At 61.3% G+C, this 17,017-nt stretch carries 13 protein-coding genes and 2 tRNA genes; 8 read left to right on the top strand and 7 right to left on the bottom strand.

Annotated elements, in window-relative coordinates; all coding sequences use genetic code 11:
- Positions 1 to 766 (top strand): methyl-accepting chemotaxis protein (locus tag PQQ51_RS21375; RefSeq protein ID WP_408498805.1); only part of this gene is annotated, 766 nt, incomplete at its 5' end.
- Positions 767 to 924: 158 nt separating this feature from the next.
- Positions 925 to 1,845, top strand: coding sequence for a porin (locus PQQ51_RS21370; RefSeq protein ID WP_408498804.1), 921 nt, complete (start codon positions 925 to 927; stop codon positions 1,843 to 1,845).
- Between the two features lie 513 nt (positions 1,846 to 2,358).
- On the opposite strand, the gene PQQ51_RS21365 is transcribed toward PQQ51_RS21370, so the two are convergent.
- The 3 genes from PQQ51_RS21365 to PQQ51_RS21355 all read right to left on the bottom strand — a co-directional run bounded on the left by PQQ51_RS21365 (position 2,359) and on the right by PQQ51_RS21355 (position 3,798).
- The gene (locus PQQ51_RS21365) at positions 2,359 to 2,817 is read right to left on the bottom strand and encodes a GNAT family N-acetyltransferase (protein ID WP_408498803.1); all 459 of its coding nucleotides are present in this window, start codon (positions 2,815 to 2,817) and stop codon (positions 2,359 to 2,361) included.
- A gap of 578 nt (positions 2,818 to 3,395) precedes the next feature.
- Positions 3,396 to 3,482, bottom strand: a tRNA-Leu gene (locus PQQ51_RS21360).
- Between the two features lie 229 nt (positions 3,483 to 3,711).
- Positions 3,712 to 3,798: transfer RNA gene (locus PQQ51_RS21355), tRNA-Leu, on the bottom strand.
- Between the two features lie 303 nt (positions 3,799 to 4,101).
- On the opposite strand from PQQ51_RS21355, the gene rnr reads away from it, so the two are divergent.
- The 3 genes from rnr to rpiA all read left to right on the top strand — a co-directional run bounded on the left by rnr (position 4,102) and on the right by rpiA (position 8,314).
- A complete protein-coding gene (gene rnr / locus PQQ51_RS21350) occupies positions 4,102 to 6,606 on the top strand; it encodes a ribonuclease R (protein ID WP_408498802.1) in 2,505 nt (834 codons plus the stop codon).
- 189 nt (positions 6,607 to 6,795) lie between these two features.
- Positions 6,796 to 7,548, top strand: a complete 753-nt coding sequence (rlmB, locus tag PQQ51_RS21345) for a 23S rRNA (guanosine(2251)-2'-O)-methyltransferase RlmB (RefSeq protein ID WP_408498801.1) — start codon at positions 6,796 to 6,798, stop codon at positions 7,546 to 7,548.
- Positions 7,549 to 7,618: 70 nt separating this feature from the next.
- Positions 7,619 to 8,314 (top strand): ribose-5-phosphate isomerase RpiA, encoded by a 696-nt coding sequence (rpiA, locus tag PQQ51_RS21340; protein WP_408498800.1) that lies wholly within the window; start codon positions 7,619 to 7,621, stop codon positions 8,312 to 8,314.
- A gap of 81 nt (positions 8,315 to 8,395) precedes the next feature.
- Here the strand turns inward: rpiA and PQQ51_RS21335 are convergent, their stop codons facing one another.
- The gene (locus tag PQQ51_RS21335; RefSeq protein ID WP_408498799.1) at positions 8,396 to 9,634 is read right to left on the bottom strand and encodes a glycosyltransferase family 4 protein; all 1,239 of its coding nucleotides are present in this window, start codon (positions 9,632 to 9,634) and stop codon (positions 8,396 to 8,398) included.
- Positions 9,635 to 9,874: 240 nt separating this feature from the next.
- Between PQQ51_RS21335 and PQQ51_RS21330 the strand changes: the two genes are divergently transcribed.
- The 3 genes from PQQ51_RS21330 to PQQ51_RS21320 all read left to right on the top strand — a co-directional run bounded on the left by PQQ51_RS21330 (position 9,875) and on the right by PQQ51_RS21320 (position 12,081).
- A complete protein-coding gene (locus tag PQQ51_RS21330) occupies positions 9,875 to 11,095 on the top strand; it encodes a glycosyltransferase family 4 protein (protein WP_408498798.1) in 1,221 nt (406 codons plus the stop codon).
- Between the two features lie 267 nt (positions 11,096 to 11,362).
- The gene (locus tag PQQ51_RS21325; protein WP_408498797.1) at positions 11,363 to 11,662 is read left to right on the top strand and encodes a type II toxin-antitoxin system HigB family toxin; all 300 of its coding nucleotides are present in this window, start codon (positions 11,363 to 11,365) and stop codon (positions 11,660 to 11,662) included.
- Positions 11,659 to 12,081 (top strand): helix-turn-helix domain-containing protein, encoded by a 423-nt coding sequence (locus PQQ51_RS21320; protein WP_408498796.1) that lies wholly within the window; start codon positions 11,659 to 11,661, stop codon positions 12,079 to 12,081. The genes PQQ51_RS21325 and PQQ51_RS21320 overlap by 4 nt, the downstream gene beginning before the upstream one ends.
- A gap of 103 nt (positions 12,082 to 12,184) precedes the next feature.
- On the opposite strand, the gene PQQ51_RS21315 is transcribed toward PQQ51_RS21320, so the two are convergent.
- From PQQ51_RS21315 to PQQ51_RS21305, 3 genes are read right to left on the bottom strand one after another with little or no spacing between them, the layout of a single operon-like run.
- A complete protein-coding gene (locus PQQ51_RS21315; protein WP_408498795.1) occupies positions 12,185 to 14,584 on the bottom strand; it encodes a polysaccharide biosynthesis tyrosine autokinase in 2,400 nt (799 codons plus the stop codon).
- A 50-nt stretch (positions 14,585 to 14,634) separates the two neighbouring features.
- Positions 14,635 to 15,567 carry a glycosyltransferase family 2 protein gene (locus PQQ51_RS21310; protein ID WP_408498794.1) on the bottom strand — a complete coding sequence of 311 codons (933 nt, stop codon included), beginning with the start codon at positions 15,565 to 15,567 and terminating at the stop codon, positions 14,635 to 14,637.
- Positions 15,568 to 15,590: 23 nt separating this feature from the next.
- Positions 15,591 to 16,994 carry an undecaprenyl-phosphate glucose phosphotransferase gene (locus PQQ51_RS21305; RefSeq protein ID WP_408498793.1) on the bottom strand — a complete coding sequence of 468 codons (1,404 nt, stop codon included), beginning with the start codon at positions 16,992 to 16,994 and terminating at the stop codon, positions 15,591 to 15,593.
- Positions 16,995 to 17,017 lie beyond the last annotated feature (23 nt).

The following is a 17,017-nucleotide window of genomic DNA, read 5'->3' as shown; positions in this document are numbered from 1 at the left end:
AACGGCCGCCCAGGAGATTTCTGCGGGAAACTTTGACCTGTCGCAACGCACGGAGCAACAGGCGGCTTCGCTGGAAGAGACGGCGTCAAGCATGGAGCAGCTAACCAGCATGGTCAGACAGAATACCTCTAACGCGCAGCAGGCGAGTGCATTGGCGAATAAGGCATCTGACGTTGCAAAGCAGGGCGGGCGGGTTGTGGAGCAGGTTGTCGAGACAATGGGAGGCATCCGCGAGAGTTCAGGTAGAGTCGTCGCGATCATCGATGTCATTGAGAGCATTGCTTTTCAGACCAATATTCTGGCGCTCAACGCGGCGGTGGAGGCCGCACGAGCAGGCGAGCAAGGCAGAGGCTTCGCTGTCGTCGCGAGTGAGGTGAGAAATCTCGCGCAACGCTCCGCAGTGGCCGCCAGCGAAATCAAGACGCTGATCGACAATTCGGTGGATCGCGTGACAGATGGGGCAACACTGGCTGATGAGGCCGGCCGCAGAATGCTTGAGATTGTTGGTGCCGTAACCAATGTCACGCAGATTATGGGCGAGATTTCATCGGCCTCCGAACAGCAGAGTAGCGGCATTGAGCAAATAAGCATGGCCGTCAATCAGATGGATCAAGTGACGCAGCAGAACGCCGCCCTGGTTGAACAGGCTGCCGCGGCTGCAAGAGCGCTCGAGGAGCAGACGCAATCCCTGAATTCGGCAATCGGCACGTTTCGTCTCTCAGGCGGTGAAGCAAATGGGGAAGCGAAGGTCTGGGGCCTTATGTGATGTAGGGTGTTGCGGCGGTGGGGCACGCCTGCCGTTCAGCGCTATTTCTGGCTATGTGCCGGTCGCAGTTTGCCAGTTCTGAGACACCTATCACAGCGAATGCTCCGATAAGAGTAGAAAGAAATTTTCATTATAAAAAGTTATCCTGATTTTAAAAAATGAAACAAAAACTGTCGGTGATAATCATTGGTGGAAGCGCCGCCATTATGGCGAGCGGCACGAATGCGCAAAGCAGCGTCAGTCTTTACGGGCTGATCGACACCGGATTCAGCTATGTCTCGAACGTCGCCGGGGCCCGTCAATACGAACTGACGGCCTGTAACGCATCAGGTTGTCGACTGGGGTTCAAGGGAACCGAAGATCTCGGAGGTAATTTACGGGTCATCTTTACATTTGAGAACGGCTTCAATCCCCTGAACGGAAAAATCAAAGATGGCGGAACGTTCCTCGGTAGACGGGCTTTCGTTGGCCTGGAGGGAGACTGGGGAAGCGTAACGTTTGGTCGACAATATCCCACCATCAGTGATTTCGTCGGGAAATTTGAGTCGGGTGGTGATTGGGCTGCTGCGGGGATTGGCTACGGCGAACATCCTGATGACGTGGACAACCTGAATTCCAGCTACCGGTTCAATAATTCGGTCAAGTTCACCAGTGTGGACTATGCGGGATTCAGCTTTGGGGGGCTTTACAGTTTAGGTGGAGTTGCGGGGCGCCCGTCCGAGAACCAGATTATTTCGTTCGCTGCCTCCTTTTCTAACGGACCGTTCAAGATCGCAGCCGGATATCAAGGGGCTAATAATCCGAACTACTCAGTATTTGGAACCGATGCCAACGCTAGTGCAACTGGCAACAATGCACCTTCGAACATTCTGGCGGGTTACGCGTCAGCCAGGTCGCAGCAGGTGCTTGCAGTGGGTACGTCATACACAATCGGAAAAGCCACTTTGGGTGCTGTCTACAGCAATGTATCGTTCCGCAACCTTGGAGGTACTCCTGTTTCGAAGATTTCGCTGTCGAATCTGGCTATCGTGGGAATACACATTTCGACACAGGGGAAGTTAATTTCAAATATCAAATGACGTCAGCGCTCCTGCTCGGAGTCGGGGCATTCGTTACGAGAGCAAGCGGTGTGAATGAAGTCGGAAATCAAATATACCGACAATTGAATGTTGGCGGTGACTACAGTCTTTCCAAATCGACTGATATTTATGCGCTTACGGTTTATCAGCGTGCAAGCGGTACCGATTCGACTGGTGCCACCGCGGTAGCGGCGATCGATGGAGCGTCGCCGTCCGATAGTAACCATCAGTTTGTTGCGCTCGTTGGGATACGCCATCGATTCTGACGCCGAAGGTGTGACTCGGAGTTCCCGCTCGATGCGCAGGGTAGAAAGCCGCGGGCTTTGGACTCATACCGCTGACGGTCGGCACATGGACGGTCTGATCCATTATTCGACCTGCGTCGGTTTGCTGCATTGTGGAGTACAAGCCGACATTCAGTGAGGTTCTCACTCAAGGCATTCGTCCGCTGGCATGAGCGGCAACTTAAGGGGCATCGCATCGAAGCCGCAATTGCTGCGGAGGAGCCTGGATCTACAAGATGAGCTTGTAGCCCTCATGGCTCGCAACGAAGCCAAGTTTTTCATAGAAACGGTGCGCGTCGGGACGGCCCTTGTCTGTTGTCAGTTGGACTAACTGGCAACCGTGCGATTTGCACTCCGAGATCGCCCATTCGAATATCTGCTGACCTATCCCGGTGCTACGAAACGGCGCAGCGATTCGAACCGCTTCGATCTGCCCTCGCCATGCACCCCTTCGAGCGATCCCCGGTATTAATGAAATTTGCAGTGTGCCAATCACCGTTTCTCCATTGATGGCGACCACGAGACGCTGGTTCGAATCAGCTTCGATTGCTTTAAACGCGGCAACGTATCTTTCGTCCAAGGGGGAGCTGACGGTCTCTCGTTGGCTTCCAAGCGCATCGTCCGCCAATAGTCCAACAATCGCGGGTAGGTCCGTCAGTAGTGCTGTTCGGAAAATGACTTGGTTCATGTTCAATTGTGAGCAGTGGAGTTCAAGGCAAGCTGAAGTATATCAACCGTTCGTGCAATCTCCCGCCTCCAAATCGTCGGATGTTGCCAAGCGCGACCAATAACAATGATGACGAGATTCGGGGAAGGTGAGCGGATTCCGTCTTCATGTGGTGTCTAAAGCCGGCGCAAGCTTATCCTTGCCATACCTCGTTTTCCGTGTACTTTTTTGTGGCTAGGAGTAAACGCCGTGCGCAGAGTTTTCTGCTTTCGCGCAAACGGCTGATCGAACCTTGGAGAACGGCGTGTGTTGTTCTTGCGATGACGATGCGATGTCGGGTTGCCACCTGGGTCAACGCATTGCGTAAACGATGTGTTAAGCAATGCGCAACCAATGCGTCACGAACTGCTGACCAGTGGTGAACTCAATGTGTGGTATGAGCGCGCGGCCGTACGTTGGGTGCTCACAAAAATGCGAATGATTTGCTGGGTAAAGACTCTGCAATATCTGTAGAAAACAAAAAACCCCGTAAGACTTTTGCTCTTACGGGGTTTCTCGAACTTCTTCGGCTTGAGTTGAAGCTAAGCCGGAACAACTGATGGTGCCCAGGAGAGGACTCGAACCTCCACGGTGTTGCCACCGCTAGGACCTGAACCTAGTGCGTCTACCAATTCCGCCACCTGGGCACGTTTTGAAGCTAGACCGCTATTTTAGCTGGCTGATGCAGTGTGTCAATCCCTACCTGCGAACTCGACAGCGCTTGATCAACCGCCCGGCCAAACCATGCAGCGAAGCAAAACTCCACTGCCGCTCAACCGTCCTGCCAACCACGTGATGCAATCGAAACAGCCTCGATCGACCACATGGCTTCACACTAAAAGTAAAGCCGCCCGTAGGCGGCTTTACTTTTGAATCTGGTGCCCAAGAGAGGACTCGAACCTCCACAGTGTTGCCACCGCTAGGACCTGAACCTAGTGCGTCTACCAATTTCGCCACCTGGGCAGGTGATGAACAACGAAGAACGCAATTATAGCGGCCCTTTCAGGCCTGTCAAGCGTTTCTCCCAAACTGCTTGAACGACACCGCGGCGAGCCCGCGCGCCCTATGGGAACGCTTCCCAGCGACTATTGACGGGCCGCGTGGCGCGCAAGACGGGTGTTAGAATGCCTCGCAGTAGTGTTGGAACGGTGCACACGCCCGTCGGACTCAGCCTTGAACGAGCCGGACCCGAGTAGTCATTCGCAAGTGCAACTCAAGCGCATCCCATGCGCTTCCTAAGCCGAGCCACATCGCCGACCGACGTCCATGCAACGAGAAAAAATCATCGACAAGCCCTTGAGCAAATTCCCGTATCCGATTCCAAGCCGCGAAGAAATCCTTGGCGTGCTGCGCACCAGTGAAGCGCCGCTTGCCGCGAACGACATCGCCGAAGCCCTGTCGATCAAGCGCCAGGAGCGCGAAGGATTTTTCAAGCGCTTAGGCGCGATGGAGCGCGACGGCCAGATCCGGCTCGATCAGCGCAATCTCTATCAACTCACTCATCCGTCGAACTTCGTCGCGGGCCGCGTGCAAGGCCATCGCGACGGCTTCGGCTTTCTGATTCGCGACGACGGTCAGGACGATCTGTTCCTGCCCACCGGCGAAATGCAGAAGGTCATGCACAACGACCGCGTGCTCGCGCGGATCGTCGGCTATGACCGCCGTGGGCGTCCGGAAGGGCATATCGTCGAAGTCACGGATCGCGCGAACAAACGCGTGATCGGGCGGCTGCTGAACGAGAACGGCGCGCTGATCGTCGCGCCTGAAGACAAGCGCATCGGTCACGACATCCTGATCGCGCAGAACACCAAGAAGGCGAAGGTCGGCCAGGTGGTGGTGGTCGAGCTGACCGATTTCCCGAGCCGTCATTCGCAGCCGCTCGGCCGCGTGGTGGAAGTGCTCGGCGACATCGACGATCCCGGCATGGAAATCGAAATCGCGGTGCGCAAATACGGTGTGCCGCACGAGTTCAGCCAGGCCGCGCTCGACGAAGCCGCGAAGCTGCCGGACGAAGTGCGTCCGGTCGATGCGCGTCATCGGATCGATCTGCGCGACGTGCCGCTCGTCACGATCGACGGCGAAGACGCGCGCGACTTCGACGACGCCGTGTACTGCGAGCCGGTGCAGGTCGGCCGCGGCGAAGGCTTCCGGCTGATCGTCGCGATCGCGGACGTGTCGCACTACGTGCACCCGAAGAGCGGGCTGGACGCCGACGCGATCGAGCGCAGCACGTCGGTGTACTTCCCGCGCCGCGTGATTCCGATGCTGCCGGAGAAGCTGTCGAACGGACTGTGTTCGCTGAATCCGCATGTCGATCGTTGCGTGCTCGTGTGCGACATGATCGTCACCGCGCGCGGCGAAGTGAAGGCGTATCAGTTCTATCCCGGCGTGATCAATTCCGCCGCGCGTCTGACGTATACCGAAGTCGCCGCGGTGCTGAAAAACACCAAGGGTCCGGAAGCCGTGCGGCGCGCCGCATTGCTGCCGCAATTGCAGAATCTGTATGGCGTGTACAAGTCGCTGTTCGCGGCGCGCCAGAAGCGCGGTGCGATCGACTTCGATACGACCGAGACGTATATCGTCTGCAATGCGCAGGGCAAGATCGAGCAGATCGTGCCGCGCACTCGCAACGACGCGCACAAGCTGATCGAGGAATGCATGCTGGCCGCGAACGTCTGCGCGGCCGACTTCCTCAAGCGCAACAAGCATCCGGGGCTGTACCGCGTGCATGCCGGGCCGACCCCCGAGAAGCTCGAGAATCTGCGCACCTTCCTGCGCGGCATGGGCCTCTCGCTCGCCGGCAACGACAAACCGCACGCAAGCGACTACGCCGCGCTGATGGCGCAAATCCGCGAACGGCCGGACGCGCAGATGCTGCAAACCATGTTGCTGCGTTCGATGCAACAGGCCGTGTACAGCCCGGACAATATCGGTCACTTCGGTCTCGCGTACGAGGCGTATGCGCACTTCACGAGCCCGATCCGCCGTTATCCCGACCTGCTTACGCACCGCGCGATCTACGCGATCCTGCAAGGCCGCAAGTATCAGCCGGAGGCGCCGCAGGGCGTCGAATTGAACACCGCGCTGTCGCCGCGTGCCCGCGCGATGCAGCAGTCCGACGAAGAAAAGCGTGGCCGCGCGCGCGCCAACAACGTCGCGATCTGGGAAGAACTCGGCCTGCATTGCTCGGCGAATGAGCGCCGTGCGGATGAAGCGTCGCGCGATGTCGAAGCGTGGCTCAAGTGCTACTTCATGCGCGACAAGCTCGGCGAAGAGTACGGCGGGATGGTGAGCGGCGTGACGTCGTTCGGCATCTTCGTGCAACTCGATTCGCTGTTTATCGAAGGGCTCGTGCACGTCACCGAACTCGGCTCGGACTACTTCCAGTACGACGAGATCAAGAACGAGTTGCGCGGCGAGCGCACCGGTATTCGTTATCGGCTGTCCGACCGCGTACGGGTGCAGGTGAGCCGCGTCGATCTCGACGCGCGCAAGATCGACTTCCGTCTCGTGCGCGATACGCCGATCAAGCCGCCGGTGAATCGCGCGGCGCTGGTCGATAAATCGTCAGGCGAAAACGGCGGCGCGCGCGTGCGTTCGCTGCCGCCGCTGGACGGCGGTGCGGCTGGGGCGGGCGGTGGGCGTCGCAAGAAAGCGGCCCCGGCGCAAACCGCGGCCGTCAAGGAGGCGCGCGCGGCGCGTGGCGCGGCGAAGAAGCATGGCGCGCCGGTCAAGCAGTCCGCCAAACCGCAGACTCGCAAGAAGCGCTGAAGTAGCATGACGGCTTGAACCGCGCGCCTCGGGTACGTTCGAAACGTATCGGTTGCGCGCGGTGTTCGTTTCATCGCGGGAAAGCGGCGCAGGTAGTCAAGTGGGCAGATTCGCCCGAAGCAACAGGCAGGTCCGTATTCATCACAGCAGCGCGTGTTCGACGCGCGCTCAATCAAAGGTTTTTCAGTCATGTCACGTCTCAAGGTTCTATACGGTTTCCACGCAGTGACCGCGCGTATGCGGCACGATGCGTCGACGGTCGAAGAGGTTTACTACGACGCGACGCGCAAAGACCGTCGCATGACCGAATTCCTGCACGCCGCGAAAGAAGCCGGCGTGCGTCTGATCGCAGCGGACGAAACGCGTCTGTGGGGGCTCGCGCATACGGAGCGCCACCAGGGCGTGGTTGCGCGCGCAACCGACATGCCGCTCGCGCAGAATCTCGCCGAACTGCTCGACGGGATCACCGGTTCGCCGTTGATTCTGGTGCTGGACGGCGTGACCGATCCGCACAATCTCGGCGCGTGCCTGCGTGTGGCGGATGCCGCCGGCGCGCACGCGGTGATCGTGCCGCGCGACCGGGCCGTGGGTTTGAACGCGACGGCCGCGAAAGTGGCGAGCGGCGCGGCCGATACGGTGCCGTACATCACCGTGACGAATCTGGCGCGAGCGCTGCGAGAGTTGAAAGATGCGGGCGTGTGGGTGGTCGGCACGGCTGGCGAAGCCACCAAGAGCCTGTACGAGACCGAGCTCGACGGTCCGGTCGCGCTGGTGATGGGCGCGGAAGGCGAGGGCATGCGCCGCCTTACGCGCGATACTTGCGATGTCGTGATGCAGATTCCGATGGCGGGGACGGTCGAGAGTCTGAATGTGTCGGTGGCGAGCGGGGTGTGTTTGTTTGAAGCGGTGCGGCAACGGGCGGTCAAACCCAACGCAAAGTAACCCCCACAACCCAGCATCAATCCCCCGACACTCCGGTAAACTCATGCTTTTTACCGCAGGCTCGCATCCCATGACTCAAGACGAACTCAAGCAACTGGTCGGCCAGGCCGCCGCCGACTACGTGAACGCCACCGTGCCGGAAGGTTCGGTGATCGGTGTCGGTACCGGCTCCACCGCGAACTGTTTCATCGACGCGCTGGCCGCCAACAAGGCGCGCTATCGCGGCGCGGTGTCGAGTTCGCTCGCCACCACCGCGCGTCTGCAATCGCATGGCATCAAGGTGCTCGATCTGAACGAAATCGATTCGCTGCCGGTGTATGTGGACGGCGCCGATGAAATCGACCACGGCGGCGCGATGATCAAAGGCGGTGGTGGCGCGTTGACGCGTGAGAAGATCGTCGCGTCGGTGTCGGACGTGTTCGTCTGCATCGCGGATGCGAGCAAGCGGGTCGACACGCTCGGCAATTTCCCGCTGCCGATCGAAGTCGTGCCGATGGCGCGCACCGCGATCGGCCGCCGCGTCACCGCGCTCGGCGGCGTGCCGGTGGTGCGGGTGACGAAGGAAGGCGTGCCGTTCATCACCGACAACGGCAACGAAATCATCGACGTCAAAGGTCTGCGTATTACCGACCCGCGTACGCTCGAAACGCACATCAACGCGTGGCCCGGCGTCGTCACGGTGGGTCTGTTCGCGGGCCGCGGTGCGAATCTTTGCCTGCTCGGTGCGGATACCGGCGTCGAGACGATCGAGTACAGCAAGAGCTAGGCAGCGTCGCGCACGCTAGCGTCGTCGAGACCTCAACGACCCTTAGAAATACCCCCAACAAGCCGCGCCGTTGAAACCCTCTCAACGCGCGGCTTTTTCTATCGCCTGCGTCATTCGTCGCACGTATCGATCCACAGAGAATTCCGTTCGCGCGTCGGTCTGCGCCTGTTGCGCGAGACGCCGCGCCAATGCCGGATCGGCGCGCAACGCGTCGACCGCATCGGCCAGTGCGGTCGCGTCTCCCGGTTTCACCAGCCAGCCGTTTTCGCCATGCCGCACGATCTCGATCACGCCGCCCGCGGCCGCGGCAATCACCGGCCGCGCCGCCGCCATTCCTTCGACGATTACGCGGCCGAACGGCTCCGGCTCCGTCGACGTATGAAGAATCACGTCCATCGCTTTCATCCACGCGGGCACGTCGTCCTGAAAGCCGGCGAAATGCACGCGATCGGCGATCCCTGACTTTGCGGCCTGTTCGCGCAGACGTTGCGCGTACGCGTCCTCGCCGAATAGCGGTGCGCCGACCAGCACGAGGTGCGCGTCGGGCAGTCGCGTCAACGCGTCGAGTGCAACGTGCTGACCTTTCCACGGTGCGAGCCGGCCGAACAATCCCGCAAGCCACGCACGCTCGGGCAAACCGAGACGACGTCGTAGAGCGGCGATGTCGCTGCCGTCGGTAAGGTTGAACGTGCTCGCATCGATGCCGTTATAGACGACCGGCACGGTCTCGACATCGATGCCGGTGAGCGCGGCGAGCGAACGCGCCGACGCGTGCGAATTCGCGATCACCTGATCGACCGCGACACGCACCAGCCATTTGACGACGCTCAGTTGCACGCGCCCAAAATGTTCGCGCGTGAGAATGTCGTGCTGATACCAGATCACCGGCCTGCGATGCAGCGGTTTGCCGAGCGCGCCGAGCACCAGTGCTTTTTGGGTGTTGAGGAACAGCACGTCGAACGCGCGCGCGCGCGCCGCGATCGCGCGAACCTGGCGCAGAATCCCGGGCACCACGCGCAAACAGTTCAACACGGAAGCCTGCCGCACGACACCGGACACATGCGCGTCGCTCAACACTTCGACGCGCGCGCCGAGCGCTTCGAGCCGCACACGAAACGGACCCTCCGCGAGCAGCACGACTTCGCTGCGTGCAACACAGCTTCCCGCCAGTTCCAGAAGCGCGAATTCGGCGCCGCCGAGCTGGCCGCTCTGGTCGACGAACAGCACGCTCGGCATCGACGGTTCGAGCGCGTCGGATGCCGCTAGCGTTGCGGATGAATCGGGCGAAGCCGCTTTGGGGAGCGGCAGGGAATGTGGCAAAGGATGCGGCAAAGAATGCGGCAGCGAATGAGGTGGTAAAACAAGCGGCGGGGCGTCGATCGTCGGGCGCATAGGAAAGCGAAGTAAAAGGAAAACACCGCTTCGCAAGAGGCGAACGGCGAGTCTTCATTATTCGCGTACAGTCGCGCGCCGAATGTGGGAATACGCACGCACGCCAAACGAAGCGCCACATACACTCTTTCCTATGGCCATAGGTCGTTTCTAATAAAGGCGGGGATCATGAGAGTGGCGATCGTGCACGACTGGCTCGTCGCACCAGGCGGGGCGGAGAAGGTGCTCGAACAGATCATCGCGTGTTTCCCGGATGCTGATCTCTTCAGCCTCGTCGATTTCCTCGAGGATCGCAAGCCGATCGGCGGCAAGCCGGTCACCACCTCATTCATTCAACGTCTGCCGTTTGCACGCCGCCGCTATCGCGGTTATCTGCCGCTGATGCCGCTCGCGATCGAGCAGTTCGATCTGTCCAGTTACGACCTCATCATCACCAGCTCTTATGCCGTCGCCAAAGGGGTGCTGGTCGGTCCCGATCAGACCCATGTGAGCTACGTGCATTCGCCGATGCGCTACGCGTGGGATCTGCAACATCAATATCTGCGTGAAGCGAATCTCACGCGCGGGCCGAAGTCATGGGCCGCGCGTGCGCTGCTGCACTATCTGCGCGGCTGGGATTCGCATTCGGCGAATAGCGTCGATCGTCTGATCGCGAATTCGCAATTCGTCGCGCGGCGCGTGATGAAAACCTATCGGCGCGACGCGGCCGTGATTCATCCGCCGGTCGATGTGCATCGCTTCGAAGTCTGCACGCACAAGGACGATTTCTATCTGACCGCGTCGCGGATGGTGCCGTACAAGCGCATCGATCTGATCGTCGAAACCTTCAACGCGACGCCGCACCGCAAGCTGATCGTGATCGGCGACGGTCCCGAGATGGCGGCGATCCGCGCGAAGGCCGGTCCGAACGTAACGATCCTCGGCTATCAGCCGTTCAAGGTACTCAAGGATCATCTGCAACGCGCGCGTGCTTTCGTGTTCGCCGCCGAAGAAGACTTCGGCATCGTCGCGCTCGAAGCGCAGGCGTGCGGCACGCCGGTGATCGCATTCGGCAAGGGCGGGGCGCTCGAAACGGTCGTGCCGATCGGCGAACCACATCCGACCGGCGTGTACTTCGCACGCCAAACAGTCGTGTCGATGCTCGAAGCGATCGATCGCTTCGAGCGACAGTGCGAACAGATCACGCCGGCCGCGTGCCGCGCGAATGCCGAGCGTTTTTCGGCGGCGGTTTTCCGCCGCGCGTTCATGAGCGAAGTGACGCGCACGATCGCGGCGGCCGGCGTGCGCTATCGCGTGGGCGCAGCAGAGAGACTCGAATACGACCGCGCCACCGAAGAAGATCTCGCGTGGCCCGCTGAAGCGGCAAAAGGAAGCAGTTGGGGACGTTGATCGACTCATGATGTTTGAAGCGTGGCCGCGTGGTCACGCATGAATATCCGTCGTGCAGCGTCAGTCGAGACCGGGGTTAGCTGTCTCGATATTTGCGGATTGTAAAGTTCGCAAAATGAGAATAAAATTGTTGTTGTCGTACTGAAGCAGGCCGTGGTCAGCCGTTTGGCTTATGCAGTTCGGCTGACTATCGGTGGCGGTTCAGCATCGGTAGCCTCGCAGGTGCAGCGTGCATGTTCGGTGCGCGCGAACTTGCGAGGAAATACGATGCGGGTCATTTCGAAGAAAGCGTTGCTGGACTTCATAAGCAGACATCCGGGCGCGCGCAGTGCGCTATTGACGTGGTATTCACTGGCACAGGCGTGCATCGCGTATGGCTATAACGACCTGAAGCAGACCTTCGCGGGCGTGGATTACGTGCCGCCGCAATACACGGTGTTCGATGTAGGCGGCAACCGTTTTCGGATCGTCGCGGCGATTCACTACAACAGGCAGTCGTTATTCGTGCGCCACGTTTTGACGCACGCGGAATACGACCTTTGGACGAGGAAGAATCTAAACTCATGAATGCCGATCGCCTTCCGGGAGCCTTTCCCGATATCGCTCAAAGCTGGTCTGCGTTGCAGAGCCAGTTGCCGCTCATTCCGATTCGCAACGAGCAGGACTATCAGACGATGGTGCGAGTCGCGAACTCGCTCGCCGATCATCTGAAGGGCGATGAGGAAGACCCGCTCGCGAATCTTTTCGCGATCGTCACCGACCTGATCGAAAACTGGGAAGCGAGCAACGTGACCATTCCGAAGGCCGAGCCGCGCGAGGTATTGCGGCATCTGCTGGAAACCCACGGGCTCAAGCAGAAGGATCTGATGGGAATTGCGTCGCCCACCGTGGTGAGCGATATTCTGGCCGGCCGGCGCGCGATCAGCAAAAAGGTGGCGAAGGCGCTGGCGCTGCGTTTTCATACCGACGTCAGCGCGTTCCTGTAGTCTTCAGCCGTTCTGCTCATCGTTCTGCCCAGCTAGGCAAAAGGGGCTGCGCCTGATGAAGGCGCAGCCCCTTTCGTGCGTCGAACTCACACGCTATCGGGATCTATCGCGGCGCCGGAATATCCACAGGATCCGCAGCCGAATAGGTGTACGCATACGCGTAGTCATAGGTACCGTTTTTGTTGTGGCTCTTGAGCGGCACCGCGTTCATCACGCCGCCCACCACTCGGGCTCGCGCGCGCCGCAGCTTCTTCAGCGCGTCGGCGAGATGACCTTCGGTGTGCGCGCCGGCGCGCATCACCAGCACCGTCGAGCCGGCGATATTCGCGACCACCGCAGCGTCGGCCACTGCCAGCAGCGGCGGCGTATCGACGATCACCAGATCGAACTCCTGCTCGAAGCGCGCGAGAATTTCGCTGAAGCGCGCCGACGTCAGAATCTCGGACGGGTTCGGCGGATACGCGCCCGCGGCGATGAAGTGCAAACCTGCCACGCCGGTCGCACGCGCGGCGACGTCGAGATCGACCTGGCCCGTCAGCAGTTCGGTCAAGCCGCCGTTCGGCGAGCGGCCCAGGTATTGCGCGAGCCGGCCGCGCCGCAGGTCGGCATCGATCAGCAACACGCGCTTGCCGGACTCGGCGATCAGCGCAGCGAGGTTCGCGCACAGGAAGCTCTTGCCGTCCGACGGCGCCGGGCTCGTGATCGCGACCACGCGGTTCGGCGCGTCGACGAGGCCGAATTGCAGCGTGGCGCGCAGGCCGCGCAGGCCTTCCACGGTCGTGTCGTACGGATGGGTTTTCACCAGTAGTGGCCGCATCGGCGACTTGCCCGAGCCGACAACGGTCTGCGTGCCCACCGGCACCACGGCCTCTGCTTTGCGAGAGCGCAGCAGCGCCATCACACCGGATGCGCCGGCCGTCGGTGCGTTCACTTCGGTCGGCGTAGAGCGCGGCGCCGGCAAGGCGGCTGCGGCGCGCGCGGCGCTCAACTGACGGTCGCTGCGCGCCTGTTCAGGGCTGAACGCGATCGAGCCGAAGATCGGCAGATGAAAGCGCCGTTCCACCAGTTCGGGATCGGACACGCCGGTGAAAAACGTGCGGCGGCAGAACGCGAACAGAAAGCCGCTGAGAATCCCGAGTACCGTACCTGCCGAAATGATCAGCGCCGATTTCGGCCGCACCGGTTGGGACGGCAACAGCGCGCTGTCGATGATATGCACGTTGCCGATCGTGCCGGCTCGCGAGATCGACAGTTCCTGAGTCTTGTTCAGCAGCGCCACATAGATTTCCTCGGCGACCTTCGCATCGCGCTGCAGTGCGAGCGCGTTGCGCTCGGAACTCGGCAGCGTGGCGAAGTGATCTTCGAAGCGCGCTTTTTCGCGTGCCATCGCCGCGATCTGCGCGTCGATCTGCTGCACTTCCCGGCTTGCTTCCGTGAAGCGCTGCAGCAGTTGCGAGCGCTGGATGCGCAGCGCGCCGATCTGCTTTTCGTACTCGAGGCCGCCGGCGAGATAGATGCCCGTTTCCTGGGTCGGCTGGAACGAGCCGGAGCCGACGCGCGCCTGATATTCGGCGAGCGCGGTTTCGGTCTTCTTCACTTCGGCGCGCAGACGCGGCAATTCGCCGTTCAGGAAGGTGAGCATGCGGCTCGCTTCTTCCTGCGCGCGTTCGGTGCGCTGCTTCAGATAGGACGCCGCGACCGCGTTGGTGATGTCGGTGATCGCGTGCGGATCGGCGCCCATATACGACAGTTGCACCACGCCGGTATCGCGGCCTTTCTCGCTGACCTGCAGGCCGGACGAAAGCGCCGACACCGCGTCGAGCTGGTTGAAGCGCGTCACGTAGAACTCGGTGCCGGGCCGGGCCACCAGGGTCTTCACGAGCAGCGTGACGCCGTTGTCGCTCGCTTCCTGGCCGGCCACGCCGTTCAGGATCTTTTCGCCGAACGGGTCGAGCACTTCATAGCGGCCGTAGTCGAGCACGCGCAGCGTGAGGCGCGTGCCTTCGAGCGACTTCGGCACGCTGATCGAGTCGACGGCGAACTGCTCGCCGCCCCACGCATACGAGCTCATCCCGAACGCCGCGCCGAGCGGGCGTCCGGGGTGCGTGAACAGCGCGGAGATCTTGCCGAGTACCGGCATCGTCTTCGCGGCGGTGCTGAAGTTCAGCTTGAACTGTTCGACGACCGGTTCGACCACCGCGCGGCTCTTGAGAATTTCGATTTCCGCGTCGGTTTGCAGCGGGCTCGCTTGCGGCACGACCGAGGGCGCGTTCTGCGGCGGTGTGCTGCTGTTGCTGGGTTGCGCGTCGAGTTGAAGCAGCGCGTCGGCCGAGTAGATCGGCGTCGCGATCCACGTGTACAGCACGGCCGCGAGGATCACACAGCTCGCGATGCCGATTACCCACCAGATCTGCTCGAGGATGACGCGCAGCAGGTCGCGCATAACTGCGTCTTCGTCGCTGCCGGGCGCCGGCCCGTGGTCCAGCATGTCATAGGTACTCATAGAAATACTCCGTCGCGAATCTATAGTTAGCAGTCCGGTTGGACCGTGTTTTATCGCACCGCTTCCTGCCAGGCCCCGCGCATTGCGCGCAAACCGACTCGCCATTTGCGAAGCGCAAGTGCCACGCCGCCGCGCTCGAATGCCAACGACAACGCGCGCAGGAACCCCGGGTCCGCGCGATCGCCGATCAGCGTCGAGTAAGCGACGAACGCCCATCGGCCAGGCGGCGTCAGGTATTCGCACATGATGAGTCGGAGGTTGAAAGACGCGTTATAGAAAGCCGCGTCGTTGAATGAAAACCGCTGGTCTTCGTCGCTGCGTTGAGCCGGAAAATGCTCCACCAGCAGCGACGGGTCGTAAATCAGGGTCCAGCCGCGCCGTTGCACGTCCAGACTGAACGCCATCTCGCAGTGAACCTGCGCGCCGGTGCCGCGCAGGCGCGCGTCGAAGCGCAGCGTGCCGATCGCTTCGCGGCGAAACGCCATGTTCACGCCTTTCAGCACCTGCACTTCGCGCGGGCCGCCGTGGCCGATATGGTGATTGCCGATCGAGCGGCCATACCAGCGCACGAGTCCGACGCGCGGCTTCTGTCCTTCGAGCACGCCGTTGCCTTCGTGCACGATGTCGCGCCCGCCCAGACCGCCGAGCGTCGCGTCGTCTTCGAACGCGAGCGCGATCCGCTCGATCCAGTCCGGATGCGGGGCGGCGTCGTCGTCGGTGAAGCAGAGCACGTCGCCGGTTGCGCTGTCGATGCCGAGGTTGTACGCGGCCACCACGCCGGGTGTATGCACGAGCACGAGCCACAGCCGCGCGTCGGGCCGGTTCGCTTCGCGCGTGCGCAGCCAGTCGAGCGTCGCGTGGTCGTCATGACGCGCGATCACGATCACTTCGTCGGCGCGGCGCCGTTGTGCGTCGAGGGCGGCGAGGCAGCGTGCCAGATCGGCGGTGCGCCGGTAGGTCGGCACGATCACGGAGACTTTCACGGGCGTTTCCCCGGATGACAGGTTCAAAACGCGTTCCGGTTGATGAAGCCCTTGAAGATCGTGATCAGCACGATCTTCATGTCGAACCAGAACGACCAGTTGTGGATGTAGAACAGATCGAACTTGACGCGCGCTTCCATCTTCTCGACCTTGCTGGTGGCGCCGCGATAGCCGTTCACCTGCGCCCAGCCGGTGATGCCGGGTTTGATCCGGTAGCGGTGCATGTAGCCGTACACCTGATCCTTGTAGAGATCGTCGTGTTCGATCGCATGCGGACGCGGACCGACCACCGACATCTGCCCGAGCAGCACGTTCAGGAATTGCGGCAGCTCGTCGAGGCTCGTGCGGCGCATGAACGCGCCGAGCTTCGTCACGCGCGTATCGTTGCGCGTGGCCTGCGTGACCTGGCCGTGCGCCTCTTCGTGCACGGTCATCGAGCGGAACTTGTAGATCGCGAACGGCTGGCCGTCGATCCCTTTACGGGTCTGACGAAAGAACACCGGGCCGGGCGACGTCGACTTGATCGCGATAGCCAGCGCGATGAACACGGGCGACAACGCGAGGAGCGCGGCCGTCGCGAACAGCCGGTCGAACATCAGCTTGGGCCACATCTGCGGTGACGAAAACGGTGTCGCGCTCAGATTGATGGTCGGTAAACCGACGACATCGACCATCGCGTGATTGAACAGCGACAGGCTGCGCACGTCGGGTATGAAGCGCAGATTCACGAAGTCGTGACGAAACATCCGGGTGAATCGATAGATCGTGTGTTCTTCCGACAGCGGCAATGCGAGCCACACTTCGTTCACGTGTTCGTCGCGCACCCGCGTGGCGAATGTGTTCAGATCGGTCAGCACCGGCAGGCGATTGAGACGCGCACCGAAGGTGCTGGGCGCGGTTGCGCCGTCGCCGCTCGTGTAGCTCGTGTCGAATACGCACACGGGCCTGAAGCCGGCTTGCGGCGCGCGTTCCAGATGCGCGAGCAGCGTGCGCGAAAAGCCGGGCGCGCCGACGATCGCCACCGTGCGATAGTTCAACCCGCGCCGCCGCACGTTGCGCAGCGCCACGTGCACGAGGCACTTGGTCACGATGATCAGCGCGCCGGAGATCAGCGTCGAATAGCCGAACCACAGACGCGACACCGCATCCATCCGGTGCAACGTAAACGCCAGCACGAGCGCGGTGGCGACCACCACCATCCACGCGGCGGCGACGCGCGCGAGCATCGAGGGCAGCGCCTTGCCGCGCCACGTGTCGTACACGCCGAAGCCCGGAAACAGCAACAGCACGAGCACGCAGTTGAAGGCGATCAGCAGACGCTCGGTGTCCGACAACGCGATCGGCGTCGAAAAGCGCATCCAGTGTGCGAGCAGGCCGCCCGCAATCACGAAGAGCGCGTCGAGGAATCGCGCAGTATTCCTGAACATGATGATCTACCCTGTAAGCGAAC

Source organism: Paraburkholderia xenovorans, from assembly GCF_046030735.1.
Classification (GTDB): domain Bacteria; phylum Pseudomonadota; class Gammaproteobacteria; order Burkholderiales; family Burkholderiaceae; genus Paraburkholderia; species Paraburkholderia xenovorans_A.
This window is presented reverse-complemented; position numbering and strand designations above follow the sequence as displayed.

Bases quoted from the DNA above. Each gene is read 5' to 3' on its own strand.
- PQQ51_RS21370 (WP_408498804.1), top strand. From the start codon at position 925: ATGAAACAAAAACTGTCGGTGATAATCATTGGTGGAAGCGCCGCCATT.
- PQQ51_RS21365 (WP_408498803.1), bottom strand. From the start codon at position 2,817: ATGAACCAAGTCATTTTCCGAACAGCACTACTGACGGACCTACCCGCG.
- rnr (WP_408498802.1), top strand. From the start codon at position 4,102: ATGCAACGAGAAAAAATCATCGACAAGCCCTTGAGCAAATTCCCGTAT.
- rlmB (WP_408498801.1), top strand. From the start codon at position 6,796: ATGTCACGTCTCAAGGTTCTATACGGTTTCCACGCAGTGACCGCGCGT.
- rpiA (WP_408498800.1), top strand. From the start codon at position 7,619: ATGACTCAAGACGAACTCAAGCAACTGGTCGGCCAGGCCGCCGCCGAC.
- PQQ51_RS21330 (WP_408498798.1), top strand. From the start codon at position 9,875: ATGAGAGTGGCGATCGTGCACGACTGGCTCGTCGCACCAGGCGGGGCG.
- PQQ51_RS21325 (WP_408498797.1), top strand. From the start codon at position 11,363: ATGCGGGTCATTTCGAAGAAAGCGTTGCTGGACTTCATAAGCAGACAT.
- PQQ51_RS21320 (WP_408498796.1), top strand. From the start codon at position 11,659: ATGAATGCCGATCGCCTTCCGGGAGCCTTTCCCGATATCGCTCAAAGC.
- PQQ51_RS21315 (WP_408498795.1), bottom strand. From the start codon at position 14,584: ATGAGTACCTATGACATGCTGGACCACGGGCCGGCGCCCGGCAGCGAC.
- PQQ51_RS21305 (WP_408498793.1), bottom strand. From the start codon at position 16,994: ATGTTCAGGAATACTGCGCGATTCCTCGACGCGCTCTTCGTGATTGCG.